The following is a 23,055-nucleotide window of genomic DNA, read 5'->3' as shown; positions in this document are numbered from 1 at the left end:
AATCAGCGTCAGCTCATCCTGCGCCGTCACGACCAGCTTCCTGCCGCTCGAAATATGAGTGTCCTGCGTTGACCAGGTCGTCACGTTTCCGCCCTGCGCCTGCACGTCGATATCGCCCCGGGAAGTAAACAGCTTCGCGCCCTCGCGGCTGTACAGGCTGATTTGTTTGCCTGCCGCCACGGTGAAGTCCTTCTGCGCGCCGAGGTCCATCTGCTTTCCGGCGGTCAGCGTCAGGTTATCCTGCGCCGACAGCTGCATATCCCCGCCGCTCACCAGCGCCACGCCCTGCGGCGCGCTGCCCAGCAGCACTTCCTGCTGCATGTCTTCCATCTTTTTCTGCAGCAGCGCCTGCTGACGCGCCACGTCCGCCGCCAGCGCCTGTGCCTGCTGCGCGCTGGCCGCCAGCGACTGCATTTCCATCAGCGCGGCGGACAGACGCGACAGCGCCGCCTGCATGTCCTTCTGCTTACCCTGTGCCGCCGCCTGCCCATCGGCGCTGATAAACAGCCCTTTGCCAGCCCGAATGGCGCCCCAGCTGTCGGTGCGCAGCTCGAAGCCTTCACCGCGAGCCAGCCTTTCACCATCCACCAGATGACCGAGGTTGAGCTGACTTTTACCGCCGTACTCGGTGCTGAGCTTGATGTGCTCCTGGCCGCGCGTGTCGTCGAGGCGCAGCTTGTTGTTCGCCGGCGTGCGCAGCACGTTACGCCTGTAGTTGCGGATGGTGACGTGGTCCGCGCGGGAGGAGTCGTGCAGCACGCCGGCAATGTACGGGCGGTCCGGGTTGCCGTGCTCGAAGCCAATCGCCACCTCGGTGCCCGCCAGCAGCGGCAGGTGCAGGCCGTAGGTGTCGCCGGCGAACGGGCGCGACTGGCGCACCCACAGGCTTTCATGCCCGCTTTCCCAGCCCGCGCGGTCAAACAGCATGCTGACGCGATAACGTCCATCACGGTCAATATGCCCATAAGTGTCGTTGGTGGTGGTGCTGGTGACGCGCGCCGGCAGGGTGCCCGCCATCACCGGACGCGGTGCCGGTTCCGGGCGGTAGCTATAGCGGCCTTCTGCCGGGATGCCCTGAAACAGGGTTTCCATGCTGCTGTCGCGCGCCGCGCGGCACACAAGCGAGGTGATAACCACGCCGCTGCGGAACACTTCCGCCGCGTTGCCGCCGCTGGCGCGCACCACCACGCCGGGCATCAGCGTCGCGCTGCTGGATTTGGCGCTGAGCCGCGTCTGGCCGTTGAGGTAACGCTCGTGGCGCAGCCGGGCGTAGAACGCGCCGCTTTCCGTCGCGGGATTCGCGCTGTACGCCTCGCCCGCCTGCAGGTAGTTATCCGCCCAGTGATAGGCTTCGCCACAGGTGGTGTCGTCGCCGCCGGTGACGTCGGCCTGCGCGTTCATGTCGGCGGTGGCGTCGCGGTAGTTGTAGTCGCGCGTGCTGACGGTTTTCTCCACCACCCGGAAGCGGCTTTCCATCGCCCACACCGACTCCACGCCGCTGTCGTGCAGGCCGGACGGCGGCACGGCGGGCAGCGTCAGGCCGGTTTCATAGCCCTGCGGGCCGTCGTAAAACTCCACCACGTCGATGTTGAGGCGCGTGTCGGTGGTGAAGCGGAACCAGATGCCCACCTCCGCCAGCAGGCGCGAGACGAAGCGCAGGTCGTCTTCGTCAAACTGCATCACCTGCTCGCGCTTCGGATAGTCTCGGCTGAGGCTGAACACGAAGTCCTGTCCGCGCATACCGTGGCGGTCGCGCAGGATGGATTCGACAATCTGCGGCACCGAGGCATCCTGCCAGATGGCGTTCTGCCGCGTACGCGCCAGCAGCGCCAGGCGCGGCTGCAGCGTGATGGCGTAGCGCGCTTCGTCGGCGGACACGCCGAGCATATCAAAGCCGGTCACCACGCCCTGCACCACGCGCAGCGGTTCGGCCTTGCGCAGCAGGTCGGCGAGGCTCTGCGGCGACGGCTGCAACGCCAGTGACGCGGTTTTCATCAGCATCGCTTTGCGGTTGATATTTTTATCCACGCTGGTGAAGATAATTTTCCAGCTGAACGGCGCGCTCAGCGCCTCTGTGCCTTCGAAGCTCAACACGTCAAGCGGTGAGGCGCTGTCCGTGACCTTCAGCCGGTGATGGCTGTGGCTGAACAGGGTAATGGTCGTATCTGTCATGATTAAATCCTTTTAATTCGCTGTTCTGACATTAACTTTCTCTCGCGCCTAAAGCGGCTGCGGGAATATTAGGTAAATGTCAGGCCTGAGGTTCCTGGCTTTCCTCAGTAGCGTTTTCAGTCACGCTGTGCATACCGTCACGGGTGTTTTTCTGTACCGCTACAGCACCGAATAACGCCATGAAAAATGACACGCCGTAAAAACCTTTTTCGCTTGGCATTAGCGTTGCATTCCACAGCCCAGCAACCAGCAACACCACGGCAATAGTGAAGGCCAGCAGGCAAACCATGTGGTAAAGCTGCGTGGTCGGGATGCCTTCCAGACGGTCGCGTACGGTTTTTTGCAGCGAAACCGCCGTGAACAGTCCAAGGATCAGCACCGCGAAGTAATAGCCTTTTTCATTAAGATGCATCTCCGCGCGCCACAGACCCGCCAAGTAAACCAGCGTGCCGCCGAGCATGGCAATCCAGGAAATCGCAATAAACGCAGGTGAAACGGGGATATTCTGGGTTTTCATACACACTCCTTGTTATTAAAAAGAACGTCACATGTTCAGAAGATAAAGCTCACTTCGCCTTCATCATTAGTGTCCAGCGTCAGGCTGTTGCTCAAAGTACCGCTGGCGCGGTGCTGCAGAATCATCTGGCTCAGCACCGGCAGGATTTGCTGATTCAGCAGGCTGTCGACGTTGCGCGCGCCGGTGTCCGGCAGCAGGCAGGCGTCTGTAAGCATGTCGTACAGGCCGTCGCCGATGGTGGTGCGGATGCCGTAATGGCGTTGCAGCCGTTTGCTGACCTGCTTCAGCTTCATCTCCACGATGATTCGCATCGCCTCGCGCGCCAGCGGGCGGTAAATCACCGTCTGGAAGCGCGCCATCAGCGCGGGCTGGAAGTGATCGCGCAGGATCGGGCGCAGGCACTCCTGAAGGTCGGATTCGGCTGCTTCGGGCATTTCTTCCAGCAGCTGCATCAACTGATCGCTGCCGAGGTTCGAGGTCATCAGAATCACGGTGTTGCGGAAGTCGATTTCGCGCCCTTCGCCATCGCGCATAAATCCACGGTCAAATACCTGATAGAACAGGTTAATCACGTCACGGTGCGCTTTTTCCACCTCGTCGAGCAGCACCACGCTATACGGACGCTTGCGCACCGCTTGGGTGAGGATGCCGCCCTGGCCGTAACCGACGTAGCCCGGCGGCGAGCCTTTCAGCTGGGAAACGGTGTGCGCTTCCTGATATTCGCTGAGGTTGATGGTGATTAATGATTTCTCACCGCCGTACAGCAAATCAGCCAGCGCCAGCGCGGTTTCGGTTTTGCCGGTGCCGCTGGTGCCGACCAGCAGGAACACGCCCTGCGGACCGTTTTCGGAGGTGAGCCCGGTTTTCGAGGCGCGCAGGCGCCGGGCGATGGCATTGAGCGCCGCGTCCTGTCCCACCACGCGCGTGGCGAGCTGGTTTTCCAGCGCCAGCAGTTCGGCCTGCTCGTCCTTCATTAATGAGGAGAGTGGCACGCCGGTCCAGTCGGCAATCACGCCCGCCACGATGCGCGCGTCAACATCGGCGGTGAGCAGCGGTTCGCCGGGCTGCAGCGCGTCGAGGTCGGTCTGGAGCTGTGCGATGGCGCCGCGCTGGCTGGCGTCTTTGCGCCCTTCCAGCAGCTCTTGCATCAGCGACTGCACAATGCCGTAGCGCTGCTCCAGCGCCTCCAGCTCTTCATCGGTTACCGCAATCAGGCCGGCGATTTCTGCCAGTCGCTCCTGCGACACCGCGCCGCCCAGCGCTTCGTCGTCGAGGATGGCGCGCTGCTCGATGTTCAGCGCATCGAGCTTCGCACGCAGGCGGGTGATGGCTTCCGGTACCGTGTCCTGGCTCATGCGCACGCGCGCGGCGGCGGTGTCGAGCAGGTCAACCGCCTTGTCCGGCAGCTGGCGGCCGGTGAGGTAGCGGCGCGACAGTGTGACGGCGGCGCGCACCGCCGCGTCGGTGATGTGCACGCCGTGGTGCTCTGCGTAGCGCGACTTGAGGCCGCGCAGCATCAGGCAAGCGGTATCGTCGTCCGGCTCGTCCACCTTCACCATCTGGAAGCGGCGCTCCAGCGCGGCGTCCTTTTCAAAATACTGCTTGTACTCGCTCCACGTCGTGGCCGCGATGGTACGCAGTTCGCCGCGCGCCAGTGCCGGCTTCAGCAGGTTGGCCGCGTCCGCGCCGCCCGCTGCATTACCCGCGCCGATGATGGTGTGCGCCTCGTCGATAAACAGCAGCACCGGGTTCGGCGCGGCCTGCACCTCGATGATGATGTTTTTCAGGCGCTGCTCGAACTCGCCTTTAACGCCCGCGCCCGCCTGCAGCATGCCGAGGTCCAGCGTGTGCACGCTCACCGGTTTGAGGCTGTCCGGCACGTTGCCTTCGGCGATGCGCAGCGCCAGCCCTTCCACCAGCGCGGTTTTGCCCACGCCCGGCTCGCCGACCAGAATCGGGTTGTTCTTGCGGCGACGCGACAGGATATCCACCATCTGACGGATTTCGTTGTCGCGGCCAAAGACCGGGTCGATTTTACCGCTGCGCGCATCGGCGGTGACGTCGCGGGTGAAACGGGTCAGGGCTTCGGTGGAGGGGGTTCTGGTTTCGCCTGCAGCGGTTTGTTCCAGGCTGCTGACTGGTATCTCCGGTTGTTCCGCTTCCGCACGCTCGTCGGACTGTGCTTCGAGCATCGGCTGCAGGCGCTCAAGCTGGCTCATGCGCAGGCTCAGCAGCGGCCACAGACCTTCGCACTGTGCAAGTTTTGGCTGCTCGGACAGCGCCATCAGCAGATGGATGCTGCGAATTTGCGGGGAATTATCAGATGCGGAGGCCATTAGCCACGCCTGCTTCAGCAGCGCTTCCAGCGAAGAAGAAAGCTGCGGACGCCCTCGCACCGCGCGTGGCTGGCGGTCGAGAAACGCCAGCAAGTCCTGCCAGATGGCGTCCATATCCCACTCGTAACGGCGCGCAATCACCGTGATGTCGCCCTCGCCCTGCTCCAGCAGCTTGAGCAGCCAGTGTTCCGGCTGGATTTCAGCGTGCGCGCGGGTCTGGCACAGCGACGCGGCGGCTTCCAGCGCCTGCGCGCAGAACGTGTTGAGGCGACGCAAAAGCGCGGCTGACTGACTGTCCATAGCAAAATTCTCCTGACTGGTGGCACGCTACCGCCCGTCGCCGTAAACCGAAGCGCATAAGGCAGCAGGAAAGATGGGAAATGACTTGTGATTTCACCCGCTATGGATGAATTCATAAATCATCTGCCGGGCTGCAAAAACAGCCCAGCGGAGGGGCGATTACGCTAAATAGTTCGTGTCGCGGCAAGGCGGCAAGTGCGCGAGTCCCCGGGAGCATAGGTAACTATGTGACCGGGGCGAACGCGCGCAGCCAACGCAGCAGCGGCGCGAAATATGACGCGTAATCAGGCGGTGGCGCGTTCGTTCCACGAATCGGAATGAATAATATTGCCGTCTTTGTAGGTCCAGGTGATTTTTTCGTAGCGCAGCTCAATCTGCTCCAGATGGTTGTGTTTCTCTTTCGACGGGTCCTTAACGTCGTGCATCACCGGATTGACCTTCACCACCTTCACGTTTTCCAGCTTGGTGTTGAAGTACTCCACTTCCTGGCCGGCGTCGCTGATGCGGTACCATTTGAACTCGGCAGACTTCAGCGTCTGGCCGGTGGTGACCGCCTTGTAGAGATACGGGCTGGACGAGTCGATTTCCTTGGTGAACAGGAACGGCGTGTGAATGCGCGTGCCGGTCAGCTTGCCGGTGTTGTTGTCGGTCGGGATGTACAGGTTATGTTGCTGTGCCACCACTTCGATGCTGCCTTCGCGGTCCTGCACGTCCACCGAGCCCTTGATGTCCGCACCGCCGTCGTCCTTCAGCCACAGATAAACCGGAATTGCCATGTTGTTACTCCTTTTCTTCATGATTGCCGTCACCATCCTGTGATGACGGAGGGATTGCGTCCGCTGCCTGGCAGGCGTCGGCCTGCGGCACCAGACTGATTTCAACGCGCCGGTTGGCCGCGCGGCCTTCGGCAGTGTCGTTGGTCGCCATCGGACGGCTCTGACCGAAGCCCTGCACCGCAAAGCAACTTTCATCCACGTCGCCGGTGTCGCGCATCCAGTCGCGTACCGCTTCGGCGCGCTTGAGGGACAGACGCTGATTCAGCGCAGGATTGCCGGTATCGTCGGTATAACCCGCGACCACAATCAGCCAGCCCGCGCGCGCTTTGATATTGACCAGCGCGTTCACCATCACTTTGGTCGAGCCTGTTTTCAGCTCGGATTTGCCGGAATCGAACAGCGACATCGCGTCCAGCCTTACCAGCGTGGGTTGCGGTTTCGGCTTTGGCGCAGGTTTTGGCTTAGGTTCCGGTATCCAGGTACTAATGGCGTGCAGTACCGGCAGATGCAGATGCCCGCCCTGATAAAGCCCCAGACTCAGGCGCAGCGGCGCGCCCTGACGCGCATAGTTGTCGAGCTGACTCGCGTCCTCGCGCAGCACCTGCACAGCAGCGAGCTTCGGCGCGTAGTCGGTCATGGCGATGCGGTTGTAGTGTTCGAGGTCGAATACGATGCGATGGATTAGCGACTGGTTGTTCCAGGCCACCGCACAGAGTGCGATGACAGCGGCAACGGCGAAGGCCGTGATCGCCGTGCGCAACGCGCGGATGCCCGGCGTCAGGCCACGGCCTTCTGGAAGCAGCGGAAGGATAAAGTCAGGCAGGATGACGGGTATGTTCGCTGCGGCTCCGGCGCTGCGGATGGTGGTGTGCTGCCATAACCAGGCGCACCACAGAGAGTCATAGCCCGCAACCGGCGTAGCGGGTTGCAGCTGCAACACATATGCGGCGGGTATCACGGCGGCGACATCACTGTGCACCTCTGTCAGCACGCGTAGCACATGCTGACGCGCCCACGCATCCAGCGAGTTGAGCAGGACCTGCTGCTGCATCGCCACGCTGCCACCCGACTGCAGCCATTCGGCCGTGCCACGAGGCGAGGTGTCGTCCTGCCAGATTTGTGGGCTATTTCCTGCCAGCTGAACCTGCCAAAGTGGTGCAGCGCACTGCGCCATCTCGCCGGCAACGCCGATGTTAAGCAGCAGCGGCAGCGACTGACGGGTTTCACGGCGCAGTAACGCAATTTGCCAGCGCAGAGCAAACAGCGCATTTTCCAGCGCTGCGCTGTCCTGCTGTTGCTGTGGACTGATATTGAGGCAGATTGAAATCTGGCGGCCCCAGTCGGGACGTTGCAGCAACAACTCACGCACGTTGTGCTGGAGTTCGCTGCTATCGGCAACGTGAATAAAGCAGCCGTGCGGCAACACGCGTACCGGTTCCACGTCCGACAGACCACTTGCATTGCAGCAAAGCACCACCGGCTGCCGATAAGCTGCATCGGGCAAATCAGTCCATTCCTGACTCGTCACATGCTTGCGGCGGCGCAGCACTCTAAACGTTACCGTGCCAGCCAGCAGCAGTATCGCCAGCAACAGGAGGAAATCGCTGCTGCGCGTAAAGCTCAGAAACTGCGTGCATAGAACCGCCGCAAGCAGCCAAATCCAGAGCACCAGCAGGCGTGGAAGCAGCGTCGTCATCCTTTGACTCCGGGCAGCAGCGTCGTGATGAGGTGATCGAGCCAGTGATTCAGCCCCCACCACAGCGCGGCCAGCAGCAGCGCGGTCAGGCCAAGACGTGCAGGCCAGCTGCTTAACCAGCCCGCTCGCAGCCCACCACTTGCCAGCGATAACAACGGCGCATCCGCCGGACGCGTGAAAGGTGGTACGCGTTTAGTCAGCGCGCTCACCAACTGCTGGCGCGCGGGCGCATCAATGGAGGTATAACCACCGAGAAAGCCCAGCATCATTACGCGGTGAAAACAGGTCAGCACCATTTCGTCGGCTTCCGGCTGCGCCAGCACCCGCTGCATGCGGTCGCACAGCGTTTCGCCTGCATCCATGGTCTGTAAAAAATGGCCCTGTAGCGGCATGTGATACCACTGCACGCAGGCATCATCCTGCACGCCGCGCCCTTTAACCGCCTCATCCAGCAGCGCGCACTGCGCCAGCAGAATGTCATGGCGGCTCTCGCGGCTGACGCCCGCGTCACGCAGCGCCAGCTGCACCCGCTCCGCATCACTGACGCAGCGCTGCCACAGTGCCAGCCCTTCGCCATCGGCAAATTGCGGGCCGTGGCGCAGGCTGATTACCTGCAGCCAGGTGTTTTGCAGCAGCGCATCAATATCGATAGTTTTTGCTTCAGTACTCATGATCTCAGCACCGCGAAGAGTTCCAGTTCCGGGTCACCCAGCGTGCCGGGGACGTAAAACATGCAGCTGCCGCTTTCGAGCATGGCGCGTGCTGCCGGATGCGACAGATCCAGCGAGAAATACTGGTTCTCCAGGCGCAGTGGAATAGCGGCCGGTACGTGACTCAGCGGCTTAAGCGGAATGCCCAGTTGCGAGCTGTTGACCAGCGCAGTCACGTCATCCGGGCTGCCGACTTTGCACTGGCGCGGGAACTGCTCCTGCAGCTGCGCCACCGGCAGCGGCGAGCGCACCGAGAGATAGAAATCGGCTTCCTCGCGCAGGCGTGGATCGTTGAGGCGCGCCTGCCACTGACGCAGACGGCTGTCGTGCGTCATGTCGATTGCCACCATGCGCGACGGCAGGCTGGCTTCCAGCAGCGTGCCGAGCAGGCTGAAAAGCGGTGGGAACACCTCATTCAAATTTTCATGGCGGTAAGCCGGAATGGCGCTGACCTGATGTTCCAGTGAGAACGTCAGCAGACTGCCCGCCAGGCGCGCCAGTTCGGGATAAAGCCGTTCCGGCGGGCTTTGCGGATGACGCTGAAAATCGGCCAGCAGTGGTTCGGCGCTGTTTAGCGCGTTGAGTAGCCAGAACAGCGACACGTCGGCGACGGCAAAATCCGCCATGCGCTGGTTGCTTTCGCGGCGCATCGCCATCAGACGTACCAGCCGTGCGCGCAGCTGCGTCACCAGTTGTTCAAGTGCCGTCATCAGCCACGGGCTGGATTGCAGGGTGAGCAGCGGTGGCAGGAACTGGCTGTCCAGCGTCCAGCCGCCCTGCGCATCCTGCTGCAGACGCGCCACCGGACAAGTCAGCCAATCGCTGTTGTCCTGATGTGCATAACGCAGCGTCAGTTCAGGCTGCAATACTGCAATCTGACGAGAGTCATCCCCGAACAGGTTGCGGATATCGCGCCAGCGCTGGCGGAATCGTACCGGGCGCTCTGCCACGTCGCTCTCCTGCAGGCAGTTGCAGCCATTGGCATAGAGCTGCGGCAGCGCCAGAACAACCGTTACTTCCTTCTGCTCCGCCTCCAGCGTCAGCGTCGGTGGCAGCGGATCGGCGTTGTTTGTATCCACCAGCGTGCCGTCACTGAAGCGCAGATGGAGATGACGCGGTTGCAAACGTCCGCGCTTTAACGCTTCCGGCTCAAACTCAACCTGAAATACGCCCCACGGCTGATTAAGCCCCATGCGCGCGATGCATTCACTTTGCCACGCCTGCCAGGCGGACTGCTGCTGAAAGTGCTGGGGCGAGATCATCGTGCCCCGGCCCCAGAGTGGTTGTTCTGTTTTCATCCCTGAGTTCCGCCTTACGCTTTAGCTTTCGGCATCTGCGACACCAGCGACAGGTTCACGTCCATGCCTTCCACCTGGAAGTGCGGGATGGCGAACAGCTTGACGCGGAAGAAGCCTGGGTTGTCTTCGATGTCTTCCACCAGCACTTTCGCATCGCGCAGCGGGTGCGAGGATTGCAGCTCGTCGCCCGGATCGGTCATCTCGGTTACCAGCGTGCGCACCCAGGTGTTCAGCTCCAGCTCCAGCAGGCGGCGATCTTTGGTGGTGCCGATGTTTTCACGCTGAATCAGCTTCAGGTAGTGCGCGATGCGCGACAGCAGGAAGATGTACGGCAGGCGCGCGTTGATGCGGCTGTTGGCGGTGGCATCGGCGGTGTCGTACAACGCCGGTTTCTGCGTCGAGTTTGCCGAGAAGAAGCAGGCGTAATCGCGGTTCTTGTAGTAAGAGAGCGGGATAAAGCCGAGGTTAGCGAACTCAAACTCGCGGGTTTCCGGGATCATCACTTCAGACGGGATTTTCACCTGGTTGCCGGTGCCCAAATCGTAGAGATGGATCGGCAGATCCTGCACCGCACCGCCGGCCTGCGGGCCACGAATCTGCACGCACCAGCCGTTGCTGATGAAGCTCTGAACCATATTGGCGGCGAAGGCGAACGAGGCGTTGGTCCACAGGTATTTGTCGTGATCCGGGCCTTTCACTTCTTCGATGTAGTTGAAGCTGCGCACCGGCACGGTGTCCGGGCCATATGGCAGACGACCGAGCACTCGCGGCATGGTCAGGCCGATGTAGCGCGAATCATCGGTGTCGCGGAACGATTTCCACTTGATGTATTCAGCGCGGTCAAAGTAGTTACCGATGTCTTTGATCGCCGCCACTTCTTCCATAGACTCTTTGAGGAAGAACTGCGGGCCGACCGAACCGATAAACGGCATGTGCGCAGAGGCCGCCACTTTCGACAGGTTGCGCAGCAGCGCCACGTCCTGTGCAGAGGCATCGAACTCGTAAGCTGAAATCACCGCACCAATCGGCTCGCCGCCCGGCGTGTCGTATTCAGCGACGTAGGTTTGCAGATAGAGGCCGCTCTGGATGATTTCCGGCGCGTCTTCGAAATCCTGACGCAGATCGTCTTTCGATACGTCGAGCACTTCAATTTTCACGTTCTGGCGGAAGTCAGTTTTATCCACCAGCGACTTCAGGCCGCGCCACGCCGATTCCACTTTCTGGAATTCGTCGTGGTGCATCACCGCGTCGAGCTGGCGGCTGATCTGGCGGTCCAGCTCGGCGATGTGGTGATCCAGCAGATTTTTATCCAGCTTCTCCACTTTCGCGCCGCTGATTTTCAGACGCGTCAGGAACACCTGCATCGCGGCCGTCACGCGCTCGTCGGCGGTGGCATCAGACATCGCCTGATTATCCTGCCAGACGTTGAGATCACTCAGCTCTGACACCGGGTTGAGGTTGATTTTTTCAAACAGCGACGCGTAGACGCCGCCCGCAGCGGGGCGATCCAGCACGGTGGTTTCACCGGCGGTACGGCTTTCATTCTGAACTGACATCAGCATTCTCTCTCTATAGTCCGTTACGGGGATGATCAGGCTTGATCGGTGGCTAACGCAGACAGCTCGCTACGCAGTTCGTCGCTGAGTGCCGGGTCTTTCAGGATGGCTTCCAGCTCTTTGCGGAAGGTGACGTTATCCAGCAGGTTGGATTTGAGGTCGCGCAGCAGATTGCGCATCGCCAGCATGGCGCGCAGCTGAGGGATTTGGCGGGCAACCTGCTCCGGTTCGAAGTCCTTCATGTCGCGGAAGTTAAGCTGAACGTTCTCTTCGCTGCCGTCACCGGCCAGGGTGTTCGGCACGGCAAATGACACCGCTGGCGCGATATCGGCCAGCACGCTGTTGAAGTTGTTTTTGTTGACGTTGATTTTTTCGCGTTCAGACAGCGGGCGGTCTTCCGCGCCGTTACTGAAATCGCCGGTCACCAGCAGCTTGAGAGGGAGCTCGGTTTTCTTCGCCGCTCCACCGGTGTGCAGGTCTAGCTTGAGGTTGATACGGGCTTTAGGGATTTCATTCTGGTAAGAGTTGCTCATGTTTACTCCTTGTAAAAATGGCGCGGAAAGCACGCGTAGGCACACTTTCCCTGTGTGTTACCGCGCGAATATATAGCTGGAATTTTAGGAAGGCAATAAAGCGAGATGATCTTTGCGGTCTGATTTATATAGGAAATTTCTTATGACTTGAGTTAAGCCCCTGATGAACCCTGATAAAGTGACTAGGATTGTTCTTAAAATTATTTTTGACCGGAAGTGCCATTTATCACCAAAAATACTTTTACAGGTATCAATAATACAATGGCGCTAATTGTTACCGCAGGGGGATGGTGTCGAGCCGAGGGGGGACACAATAAAAAAACCCGGCGCGCGCCGGGTTTTACTTAAGCTACATTCTCAATCAAACGGTTAACTGTAAGCGTGCAGCGTGCGTTGGCACAGCGCTGAACGGACGCAATCCTCTTTGCCGAAACGCACCACGCCGATCATCTCATCCTCTTCGAAGCGCGCTAACGCATCGGCAAGGCCAGACCTGGCGTGGGATGGCAGGTCGCACTGGGTAATATCGCCGTTGACGATAACCGTCACGTTTTCCCCCAGGCGAGTCAGGAACATCTTCATCTGTGCAGCGGTGACGTTTTGTGCCTCATCAAGGATCACCACCGCATTTTCAAAGGTACGTCCACGCATGTAGGCGAAGGGCGCGATCTCTACCTTGGCAATTTCGGGCCGCAGGCAGTATTGCATAAAGGAAGCGCCGAGACGTTTAACCAGAACGTCATAGACCGGTCGGAAATAAGGCGCGAATTTCTCGGAAATATCTCCGGGGAGGAAACCGAGATCTTCATCCGCCTGCAGAACCGGGCGCGTTACGATAATCCTTTCGATATCCTTATTGATCAGGGCCTCAGCCGCTTTGGCTGCGCTAATCCAGGTTTTTCCGCAGCCGGCTTCACCGGTGGCGAAAATAAGCTGTTTCGTTTCTATGGCATGGAGATAGTGTGCCTGAGCTTCATTTCTGGCTTCAATCGGCCCGCGGTCACGTGCATCACGTGCCATACCAATCGAATCCAACCCACCCATTTGCACCAGCGAAGTGACCGATTCTTCTTCACGCTGACGGTGACTGCGAGAGTCGCTACGAATAACGCGTCTTGCTTCACGACGTGCTTTGATCACTGCTTTCTGTCTTCCCATAGTGGCACCTTACAGTTGGTTTCATTTATCGCGGCGGATCACCCGCGGCGATGACTTGAACGCTTTAGAGGTTTAGTTGGCTTCCTTGTAAGCCGTGTCGAGCCAGTGAGAATGGTGTGCATCAGCGCCGAGACGCAGGTGCGCACCGGTAAAGAAAATGAGATTGAACAAGAGCGATGTTTGAAAAGTAGCGAGGTTACGTTGGAGGGAAGAAATCCCCCGCAGTGGACTGCGTGTGGTGAAACTATTTAACTGTCCCAAAGAGAGACGAATCATGCGCGAACTCCAGTGGCTTAGCCACACAACTGACAACGCTTATGAATAAAGTGCATCATATTTACGGTGGTTTGCAACATTATTTTTACGTCCCGGTAAAGAAAAAAAGATAAGCGAAGCCTAAGGTCTTTTACCTTAAATTAAATTTGTCATATTTATCATATAGATGATTAATTAACGGGTAACAAAACTTTTTAAGAACATTCGGAAGTGATTACTTCCAGCGTAAAGTTTAAGGAATACTTAACAAATGCGCCTGCGAAGCGATAACCATCGCAGGCGCTGCACATTTATTAATCAGGCCTGCAATAAAGGTTGCCCGAGATAAAGGTTTTTATCCGCCACGCCCGGCAGCGCGAAAAAGTATCCGCCGCCAATCGGGCGAATATATTCTTCCAGCGCTTCGCCATTGAGACGCTGCTGTACGGTAATAAAGCCCTTGGTTAAATCATGCTGGTAGCAAACAAACAATAACCCCATATCCAGCTGGCCCGATCCGGTAATACCGCTGGAATAGCTGTAACCGCGCCGCAGCATCAAGCTGCTGTCGGTTTCCGGCGTGCGTGGATTGGCGAGACGAATATGCGCATCCAGCGCGATAAAATCGCCATCGGGATCTTTGCTGTAATCCGGTACGTCATGCTCGTTTTTCATACCCAGCGGCGCGCCTGATAACTTCTCACGACCGAAGATGGTTTGCTGCTCGCCGAGCGGCGTACGGTCCCACATTTCTACGTGAAAACGGATGATACGCACCGCCTGATAGCTGCCGCCGTGCGTCCACGCCGGTTCCTGCTGTTCGTGCGTGACCCACAAGAGTTGATCCATCAATGCCGGATTATGCGTATCGGGATTGGCGGTACCATCTTTGAAGCCCAGCAGGTTGATCGGCGTTTCTTTGCCGTTGCTGCGCGCCGCGTGGTCGGCAATAAAACCGTCGCGACGCCAGCGCACCGCCAGCAGATCGGGCGTGCGTTTAATGATGTCGCGCAGCGCGTGGATCACCGTATCTTGGGTGTTAGCGCAAATCTGGAGCAGCAGGTCGCCATGGCACTGTTCCGCATCCAGCGAATCGTTGGGAAAACGCGTCATGGTTTGCAGCTGTGTAGGCTTGTGTTTGCTTAAGCCGAAGCGCTCATCAAACAGCGAGGTGCCGACCGATAACGTCATGGTGAGATTGTCGGGCGCGATATCGGCACCGAGAATCCCCGAATCCATCGGCGGCAGCTGCGGATTGGTGACCGCCGGCGCCGGTCCACCTTGCGTGAGAAAAGCGAAGCGATCGGTTAGCAAGCGGAACAGACGTTCAAGCTCGGCTTTGTCGCTCGCCAGCACATCAAACGCCACCAGCATCATGGATGCCTGCTGCGGCGTGACGATACCGGCCTGATGGGCGCCGTAAAAAGGTTGCGCCTGTTGGCGCAAGTTGGGTGCAACCGTGCCGGGAGAGAAGCTATCGGCGGCTGCGGTATGAAACGGACAACCGCCGCCGAGGGCGGCTGCGCCACCCAACATGCCTAATCCCTGCAATAATCGACGACGCGACGGCTGCGCCGCGTCATTTTTATCACTCATGATCAGTCGAGACCCAAGGTTCCACGCAGCAGTGAGAGATCTTCCGCCAGCGTGGTAATCGGGCCTTTCAGCGCGTTACGGTCAGCGGTGGTCAGTTTTTCGTACGATTCAAAGCCATCTTTGGTGCGATATTTGCTGAGAATGCCGTCGACTTTCCTGAAGTTAGCATCCACTTTCGCCAGCAGCTGCGGGTTGTTTTTCTGCAGCAGCGGACGCAGCAGTTCAACGATTTTCTGCGCGCCATCGATGTTGGCCTGGAAGTCGGAGAGATCGGTACGGCTGTAACGATCCTCTTCACCAGAGATCTTGCTGGAGGCCACTTCTTCAATCAGACCGGCTGCGCCGCCAACCACCTTCGCCGGTGGGAACGCCAGTTCGCTGATGCGGGTTTGCAGATCGAGCACATCCTGATTTAGCTTGCTGGCGAACTCTTCGGCACCTTTGGTGGTGTTATCGGCGAACAGGATTTTTTCCAGGCGGTGGAAACCGGTGAATTTCGGATCTTCATTTTTCTTCTCGAAGTCATCTTCACGCGCATCAATGCTGCCATCCAGATCGGAGAACAGCTCCGCAATAGGTTCAATACGCTCATAATGCACGCGCGTGGGTGCGAACAGCGCTTTGGCTTTCTCGATGTCGCCGGCTTTCACCGCATCGGTAAACGCTTTGGTGCCCGCTACCAGCTCTTCCACTTCATTCATCACGTAGACTTTGTAGTCGGCGATCGGGCCAACCAGCTCCAGCACATCCGGTTTACCGTTTGCCGCTTTCTTCGCATCGCCGCTCACCACCAGCTTGCCTTTCGGGTTGCTGAGCAGGCCGCAGGTCATGTCATATTCGCCCGCCTCCAGATTGGCGGTGAGTTTCTGGCTGAAGCCAGGCGCGATGTTTTCACGCTCTTCCACCACCATCACCCCTTTCAGGATCTCCCACTCCAGCGCTTTCTGGCTGTTGTTTTTGATGATGAACTGGGTTTTACCGGCCTGCACGTTGAGCGACATCGGCTCACATTGTTTGTCCGTCACGGTGACCGTGACTTGCGGGACGGCAGCAGTAGCCGCACCGGAAAGCGCCAGCATAGCAACCAACAGCGCCTTGCGGCGGAAGCGAATCGTCATAGTGATATCCCTGTTACATGGAAGAACAGGCGCGCAATCGCGCCTGATTAAATTTCAGCGTGTGGTACGTGCCGCGTTGACTGCAGGCCGGGCCGGGAAGAAAAACAGCAGCAGCGCCGGGATGAGATAGGCAAGCCACACCGCCACTTCGCTGACGCTTGGCGTTTCCTGGTAACCTAAAATCCCTTCCAAAAGCGTGCCGAACACCGAGTGCGTTGAGAGCGTGTTGCTCATATCAAACGCCACATCCTGGAAGTGATTCCACAAACCGGCCTCATGGAAGGCGCGAATGGCGCCGGCGGACAAACCCGCTGCGACAAACAGAATGAACAAACTGGTCCAGCGGAAAAAGTGCGCCAGGTTCAGGCGGATGCCGCCGTAATAGAGCAAAAAGCCCAGCGCCACGGCGGTTGCGAGGCCGAGCACCGCGCCGAGCGGCGGCGCATAACCCACATCTTGCGTGAACGCGGCCAGCAGGAAGAACACCGACTCCAGCCCTTCACGCGCTACCGCCAGAAACACCATCAGCACCAGCGGGAAGCCGCTGCTGCCCTGCTTCTGCAACGCCTGATCGACCGATTTTTCCAGCGTGGCTTTGATATTGCGCGAAACTTTGCGCATCCAGAACACCATCGACGTCAGGATCACCACGGCAATCACCGCGACAATGCCTTCGAACAGCTCCTGCTGTTTCTGAGGAAACTCACCGGTAGTTTCATTAATAAAGATGCCCAACGCTAAGCAGAGCGCGGCAGCGATAAATACGCCGGCCCACATGGCGGGAAACCATTGCGTACGCTGAGTGCGTTTGAGATAGCTGGCAATCAGGCTGACGATGAGCGCTGCTTCCAGACCTTCACGCAGCATAATGAGAAAGGGAACGAACATCACCAACCTCTTGAATTTTAAGAAGGGTAAACCTTAGGTAAAAAAACGTAAAGTGCGAACGATAGTGATTATCATTACTGAAGAGAGAAATACAAGTCACTGCAGGAAATTAATTTTGTTTTGCGGATGGGGGAGCGGGTTTTAGAGGGTGCGCACTCCTGCGCACCCGGGGGTTCATCAAACACGTCGCCATCAATGGCGATAGAGGTTACTTGCTGTGGTATTGGGCTTCGGCGGCAGCAAAGCGCTGCTGTGCCGCTTCTGATGGGCCGCGACCCAGCAAGCTAAATACCACAATCGCGATACTGGCGAACGCGAAGCCTGGGATGATTTCATACAGCTCGGCGTAGCCATAATCTTTCCACAGCAGTACGGTTAGCGCGCCGATCACCATACCGGCCAACGCGCCGTTGCGCGTCATGCGTTTCCAGCACACGCCGAACAGCACCACCGGACCAAAGGCGGCACCGAAACCTGCCCACGCATAGCTCACCAGACCTAACACGCGGTTTTCCGGGTTGGCAGCCAACGCGATAGCAATCAAGGCAATCACCAGCACCATCAAGCGCCCTACCCACACCAGCTCTTTCTGGCTGGCGTTTTTACGCAGGAAGCCTTTATAGAGATCCTCGGTCAGGGCGCTGGAGCACACCAGCAGCTGGCAGCTTAAGGTCGACATCACCGCGGCGAGAATCGCTGAGAGCAAGATACCGGCAATCCACGGATTGAACAGAATACGCGCCAGTTCGATAAAGATACGCTCGCCGTTCTGGCTTACGCCCGCCGCCTGATCGGGATGGTTCTCGAAGTAGGCGATACCAAAGAAGCCCACCGCCACCGCGCCACCCAGGCACAGGATCATCCAGATCATACCGATACGACGCGCGCTGCGGATGGTGTGATGCGAATCGGCCGCCATAAAGCGCGCCAGAATATGCGGCTGCCCAAAGTAGCCAAGTCCCCAACCGAGCAGCGAAATCACCGCGACAAAGTTCAGCCCTTTCAGCATATCGAGGTTTTCGAGGCTCTTCGCCCTGATCACCGCCAGTGAATCATCCAGGCCGCCGACGGCGACAATCACGATAATTGGCGTCAGAATCAGCGCAAAAATCATCAGGCTGGCCTGCACGGTATCGGTCCAGCTCACCGCGAGGAAACCGCCCACCAGCGTGTAGAGGATGGTGGCGGCCGCACCGGCCCACAGCGCGGTCTGGTAATCCATACCAAAGGTACTTTCAAACAGACGCGCACCGGCAACCACGCCAGACGCACAATAGATAGTGAAGAAGATCAGAATCACCACCGCCGAGATAACGCGCAGCAGTTTGCTGTTATCTTCGAAGCGGCTGGAGAAGAAGTCTGGCAGGGTTAACGCATTATCGTGATGCTCGGTCTGCACACGCAGACGGCCCGCCACAATGCGCCAGTTCAGCCAGGCGCCGATAATCAGGCCGATGGCGATCCAACTTTCGGAGATCCCGGACAGGAAGATGGCGCCCGGCAGGCCCATTAATAACCAGCCGCTCATATCGGAAGCACCCGCAGAGAGCGCGGTCACGACGCTCCCTAAACTGCGCCCGCCGAGAATATAGTCGTCGAAGCTTTTGGTTGATCGCCAGGCGATGAAACCAATTAGCACCATCCCAAGGATATACACTACAAAGGTCACCAACATCGGTGTACTTACACTCATGAGTCTCTCCACTTATTATTTGATCCATCAAGAGAAATCTTTTTGATCAGCGCTGTCGGAACGGGACAGCAGCCTGGTTTCACCGCATCCAGAGAAAGCGATTTCTCTTAAGGCGCGGTATCCTGCCGCAAAGGGTCGGCGCGCACAATGCATTTAACACAGCTGTTACACCGGTTTCACCTTCCTTCGCTTTTTTAATGCCAGCAGGTTGCGCCTGCTCACAGTTTGAGTTGCACCTCATCGGGTTCAGGAACCGTCTTGTTGCTGGCGGTTGCAACATTGGCGAGTTTCTTGCAGCAATTTTCATGCCGCATTTATCGATTTAACACTTTAGGCGGTTCAAAGCGTGCAACCGAGGTCACATTTAACCTGGTTGCACAAAGTTGCAACATAGGTGATATTGCTGCCACGCAAGCGTTGAATCACTACTTTTCGAGGACGAGGACATCATGGGAACGACTACCATGGGGGTGAAGCTGGATGAAGCCACCCGCGATCGCATTAAACTGGCGGCGCAGAAGCTTGACCGCACATCACACTGGCTGATCAAGCAGGCCATTTTTAACTATCTGGAGCAGCTGGAAGCCGGTGAATCCGTGCCTGAAATCCCGCAGTTGCTGATTGATGCCGCCGGTGATGAAAGCGTGCCCGACGAGGCGCTGCAGCCTTTCCTCGACTTCGCCGAACATATTTTACCGCAGTCAGTCAGCCGCTCAGCGATCACCGCTGCATGGCGTCGTCCGGAAACGGATGCGGTGCCAATGCTGCTGGAACAAGCTCGTCTCCCTGCCCCGCTGGCCGAGAAAACCCATCAGCTGGCTTACAGCCTTGCCGATAAATTGCGGCACCAGAAAGGTGCAACCGGCCGCGCCGGCATGGTGCAAAGCTTGCTGCAGGAGTTCTCACTCTCCTCGCAGGAAGGCGTGGCGCTGATGTGTCTGGCGGAAGCGCTACTGCGTATTCCGGATAAGCCGACGCGTGATGCGTTAATCCGCGACAAAATCAGCAATGGCAACTGGCAATCGCATCTTGGCCGCAGCCCGTCGATGTTTGTTAACGCCGCCACCTGGGGCTTGCTGTTTACCGGCCGTCTGGTCTCTACCCATAACGAGGCTAATCTGTCGCGCTCGCTCAATCGCATCATCGGTAAAAGCGGCGAACCGCTGATCCGTAAAGGCGTGGACATGGCGATGCGCCTAATGGGCGAGCAGTTTGTTACGGGTGAAACCATCGCCGAAGCGCTGGCCAATGCGCGCAAACTGGAAGAGAAAGGGTTCCGTTACTCATACGACATGCTGGGCGAAGCGGCGCTGACCGCCAGCGATGCCAAAGCCTATTTGGTTTCTTATCAGCAGGCGATTCACGCCATCGGCAAGGCGTCGAACGGTCGCGGTATTTATGAAGGTCCGGGCATCTCCATCAAACTGTCAGCGCTGCATCCGCGCTACAGCCGCGCGCAGTATGAGCGCGTGATGGACGAACTCTACCCGATCCTCAAATCCCTGACGCTGCTGGCGCGCACGTATGACATCGGTATTAACATCGATGCGGAAGAAGCCGATCGCCTTGAGCTGTCGCTCGATTTGCTGGAAAAACTCTGTTTTGAACCGGAGCTGGAAGGCTGGAACGGCATCGGTTTTGTGATTCAGGCGTATCAGAAGCGCTGTCCGTTCGTGATTGATTCGCTGATTGATTTGGCGCAGCGCAGCCGTCGCCGTCTGATGATTCGCCTGGTGAAAGGCGCGTATTGGGACAGCGAAATCAAACGCGCGCAGATCGAAGGTCTGGAAGGCTATCCGGTCTATACCCGCAAGGTGTACACCGATATCTCTTATCTGGCGTGCGCGCGCAAACTGCTGGCGGTGCCGAACCTGATCTATCCGCAGTTTGCTACCCACAACGCGCACACGCTGGCGGCGATCTACCAGCTGGCGGGCAATAACTATTATCCAGGCCAGTACGAATTCCAGTGCCTGCACGGCATGGGTGAACCGCTGTATGAGCAGGTTGTCGGTAAAGTGGCCGATGGCAAACTGAACCGACCGTGTCGCATTTATGCGCCGGTCGGTACCCACGAAACGCTGCTGGCGTATCTGGTGCGTCGTCTGCTGGAGAACGGTGCCAATACCTCCTTCGTTAACCGCATCGCTGATAACACCTTGCCGCTGGATGAGCTGGTCGCCGATCCGGTTGCCGCCGTGGAGAAAATGGGCATTGCGGAAGGCGCGATTGGTTTACCGCATCCGAAAATCCCGCTGCCGCGCGATCTGTATGGCGCCAAACGCGCTAACTCCGCCGGTCTGGATATGGCCAACGAACATCGTCTGGCGTCGCTCTCCAGTGCCCTGCTCAACAGCGCCAGCCAGCCGTGGATCGCCCAGCCGCTGGTAGAAGGTGAATTGGGCGAAGGCGTCAGCCGCCCGGTGCTTAACCCTTCTGCACCAACAGATGTGGTGGGCAGCGTGCGTGAAGCTACCGAAGCCGAAGTCTCGGCTGCACTGGATGCGGCAGTCAATGCCGGTCCAATCTGGTTCGCGACGCCACCGCAGGAGCGTGCCGCGATTCTGGAGCGTGCCGCCGAAGCAATGGAAGGCCAGATGCAGCAGCTGATTGGCCTGCTGGTGCGTGAAGCCGGTAAAACCTACAACAACGCCATCGCCGAAGTGCGTGAAGCGGTTGATTTCCTCTACTACTACGCGGGCATGGTGCGCGACGATTTCGATAACGAAACCCATCGTCCGCTTGGTCCGGTGGTGTGCATTAGCCCGTGGAACTTCCCGCTGGCGATCTTTACCGGACAAGTTGCCGCAGCGCTGGCGGCGGGTAACAGCGTGCTGGCCAAACCGGCGGAGCAAACGCCGCTGATTGCCGCGCAGGCGGTGCACATCCTGCTGGATGCCGGCGTACCGGCTGGCGTGTTGCAACTGCTGCCGGGTCAGGGCGAAACCGTGGGTGCGCAACTGACCGGCGACGAGCGCGTGCGCGGTGTGATGTTTACCGGTTCAACTGCGGTGGCGACATTGCTGCAGCGTAATCTGGCCGGTCGTCTCGATCCTCAGGGTCGTCCGACGCCGCTGATTGCCGAAACCGGCGGCATGAACTCGATGATCGTGGATTCCTCAGCGCTAACCGAACAGGTGGTGGTGGATATCGTGGCTTCGGCCTTTGATAGTGCCGGGCAACGCTGCTCGGCGCTGCGTCTGCTGTGCGTGCAGGACGATGTGGCCGATCACACGCTGAAAATGCTGCGTGGTGCAATGGCCGAGTGCCGCATGGGCAACCCGGAACGTCTCTCGACCGACATTGGTCCGGTAATCGATGCCGAAGCGAAAGCCAACATCGAACGTCACATTCAGGCGCTGCGCAACAAGGGCTTCACCGTCTATCAGGCGGCGCAGGAGAATCCACAGGACAGCAAAGAGTGGAACAGCGGCACCTTTATCAAGCCGACGCTGATCGAGCTGGATCAGGTAAGCGATCTGGATAAAGAGGTGTTTGGACCGGTGCTGCACGTGGTGCGTTTCTCGCGCAATAACTTGCCGCAGCTGGTGGAGCAGATTAACGCGTCGGGTTACGGCCTGACGCTCGGCGTGCATACGCGCATCGATGAAACCATCGCGCAGGTTACGGCGAGCGCTAAAGTCGGCAACCTGTATGTAAACCGCAATATGGTGGGTGCGGTCGTCGGCGTGCAGCCGTTCGGCGGCGAAGGCTTGTCGGGCACCGGTCCAAAAGCCGGTGGTCCGCTCTATCTCTATCGCCTGCTGGCCAACCGTCCAGATGGCGCGCTGCGTATCACCTTTGATCGTCAGGATGCCGAGCGCCCGGTGGATAGCACGGTGCGTGCCGAGCTGATGCGTGCGCATCAGGCATTGCAGCAGTGGGCGCAGGATAAGCCTGAGCTGCTGGCGCTGTGTCAGCGTTACGACGAGCTGGCGCAGGCCGGTACGGTGCGTCTGCTTCCGGGCCCAACCGGCGAGCGCAATACCTTCACCCTGCTGCCGCGCGAACATGTGCTGTGCATCGCCGATAACGCAGAAGACGCGCTGACGCAACTGGCGGCGGTAACCAGCGTCGGCAGTCAGGCCATCTGGCAGGATGATGAGCTGCATCGTGCGCTGCGTACGTCTTTGCCTGCTGCAGTGCAAGCGCACGTCAAGCTGGTGAAGGATGCGCTGGCGGCGGAGTTTGATGCGGTGATTTATCACGGTGATGCCGATCAGCTGCGCAGCCTGTGTGAGCAGGTCGCGGCACGCGATGGCGCGATTGTCTCGGTGCAGGGCTTCGCGCGCGGCGAAACCAATCTGCTGCTGGAGCGTTTGCTCATTGAGCGTTCACTCAGCGTCAATACCGCCGCTGCGGGCGGTAATGCGAGTTTGATGACCATCGGTTAAGACGCGCAATAAAGTGCGCCGCTACAGTCAGTGCATGACTTCGTAGCGGCGCGATTCAT

At 58.8% G+C, this 23,055-nt stretch carries 16 protein-coding genes; 1 reads left to right on the top strand and 15 read right to left on the bottom strand.

Annotated features, from left to right (window positions below):
• From PZBJ_RS20720 to putP, 15 genes are all read right to left on the bottom strand, one after another.
• Positions 1–2,172 (bottom strand): type VI secretion system Vgr family protein (locus PZBJ_RS20720; RefSeq protein ID WP_101764064.1); only part of this gene is annotated, 2,172 nt, incomplete at its 3' end.
• Positions 2,173–2,251: 79 nt separating this feature from the next.
• Entirely contained in the window at positions 2,252–2,689 is a 438-nt protein-coding gene (gene yiaA, locus PZBJ_RS20715; protein ID WP_101764063.1) for an inner membrane protein YiaA, read from the bottom strand.
• 35 nt (positions 2,690–2,724) lie between these two features.
• Positions 2,725–5,325, bottom strand: coding sequence for a type VI secretion system ATPase TssH (gene tssH / locus PZBJ_RS20710; protein ID WP_101764062.1), 2,601 nt, complete (start codon positions 5,323–5,325; stop codon positions 2,725–2,727).
• Positions 5,326–5,609: 284 nt separating this feature from the next.
• Entirely contained in the window at positions 5,610–6,101 is a 492-nt protein-coding gene (hcp, locus tag PZBJ_RS20705; RefSeq protein WP_064741351.1) for a type VI secretion system effector Hcp, read from the bottom strand.
• Between the two features lie 4 nt (positions 6,102–6,105).
• A complete protein-coding gene (locus PZBJ_RS20700) occupies positions 6,106–7,797 on the bottom strand; it encodes an OmpA family protein (RefSeq protein ID WP_101764061.1) in 1,692 nt (563 codons plus the stop codon).
• Positions 7,794–8,468, bottom strand: coding sequence for a type VI secretion system protein TssL, short form (tssL, locus tag PZBJ_RS20695; protein ID WP_101764060.1), 675 nt, complete (start codon positions 8,466–8,468; stop codon positions 7,794–7,796). The genes PZBJ_RS20700 and tssL overlap by 4 nt, the downstream gene beginning before the upstream one ends.
• Entirely contained in the window at positions 8,465–9,805 is a 1,341-nt protein-coding gene (gene tssK, locus PZBJ_RS20690; RefSeq protein ID WP_101764059.1) for a type VI secretion system baseplate subunit TssK, read from the bottom strand. Before tssK ends, tssL begins: the two co-directional genes overlap by 4 nt.
• Positions 9,806–9,819: 14 nt before the next feature.
• Positions 9,820–11,367, bottom strand: coding sequence for a type VI secretion system contractile sheath large subunit (tssC, locus tag PZBJ_RS20685; protein ID WP_101764058.1), 1,548 nt, complete (start codon positions 11,365–11,367; stop codon positions 9,820–9,822).
• Between the two features lie 29 nt (positions 11,368–11,396).
• Entirely contained in the window at positions 11,397–11,894 is a 498-nt protein-coding gene (gene tssB, locus PZBJ_RS20680; RefSeq protein ID WP_101764057.1) for a type VI secretion system contractile sheath small subunit, read from the bottom strand.
• Positions 11,895–12,263: 369 nt separating this feature from the next.
• Positions 12,264–13,052, bottom strand: a complete 789-nt coding sequence (gene phoH, locus PZBJ_RS20675; RefSeq protein WP_101764056.1) for a phosphate starvation-inducible protein PhoH — start codon at positions 13,050–13,052, stop codon at positions 12,264–12,266.
• A gap of 72 nt (positions 13,053–13,124) precedes the next feature.
• On the bottom strand, positions 13,125–13,328 hold the full coding sequence (locus tag PZBJ_RS20670; protein WP_101764055.1) for a hypothetical protein: 204 nt from the start codon (positions 13,326–13,328) through the stop codon (positions 13,125–13,127).
• Positions 13,329–13,625: 297 nt separating this feature from the next.
• Positions 13,626–14,903: an iron uptake transporter deferrochelatase/peroxidase subunit gene (efeB, locus tag PZBJ_RS20665; RefSeq protein ID WP_101764054.1), complete on the bottom strand. Its 1,278-nt coding sequence runs from the start codon at positions 14,901–14,903 to the stop codon at positions 13,626–13,628.
• Positions 14,904–14,905: 2 nt separating this feature from the next.
• Positions 14,906–16,021: an iron uptake system protein EfeO gene (gene efeO / locus PZBJ_RS20660; RefSeq protein WP_101764053.1), complete on the bottom strand. Its 1,116-nt coding sequence runs from the start codon at positions 16,019–16,021 to the stop codon at positions 14,906–14,908.
• Positions 16,022–16,075: 54 nt separating this feature from the next.
• Positions 16,076–16,909, bottom strand: a complete 834-nt coding sequence (efeU, locus tag PZBJ_RS20655) for an iron uptake transporter permease EfeU (protein ID WP_101764052.1) — start codon at positions 16,907–16,909, stop codon at positions 16,076–16,078.
• Between the two features lie 208 nt (positions 16,910–17,117).
• Entirely contained in the window at positions 17,118–18,602 is a 1,485-nt protein-coding gene (gene putP, locus PZBJ_RS20650; RefSeq protein ID WP_101764051.1) for a sodium/proline symporter PutP, read from the bottom strand.
• Positions 18,603–19,051: 449 nt separating this feature from the next.
• Here putP and putA point away from each other — a divergent pair, with 449 nt between their 5' ends.
• Positions 19,052–22,996, top strand: a complete 3,945-nt coding sequence (gene putA, locus PZBJ_RS20645) for a trifunctional transcriptional regulator/proline dehydrogenase/L-glutamate gamma-semialdehyde dehydrogenase (protein WP_101764050.1) — start codon at positions 19,052–19,054, stop codon at positions 22,994–22,996.
• Positions 22,997–23,055: the final 59 nt, after the last annotated feature.

The sequence above is a fragment of the Pantoea endophytica genome (assembly GCF_002858935.1).
Taxonomy (GTDB): Bacteria; Pseudomonadota; Gammaproteobacteria; order Enterobacterales; family Enterobacteriaceae; genus Pantoea; species Pantoea leporis.
The sequence above is the reverse complement of the archived record's forward strand: the minus strand, read 5'-3'. Positions and strand labels throughout refer to the sequence as shown.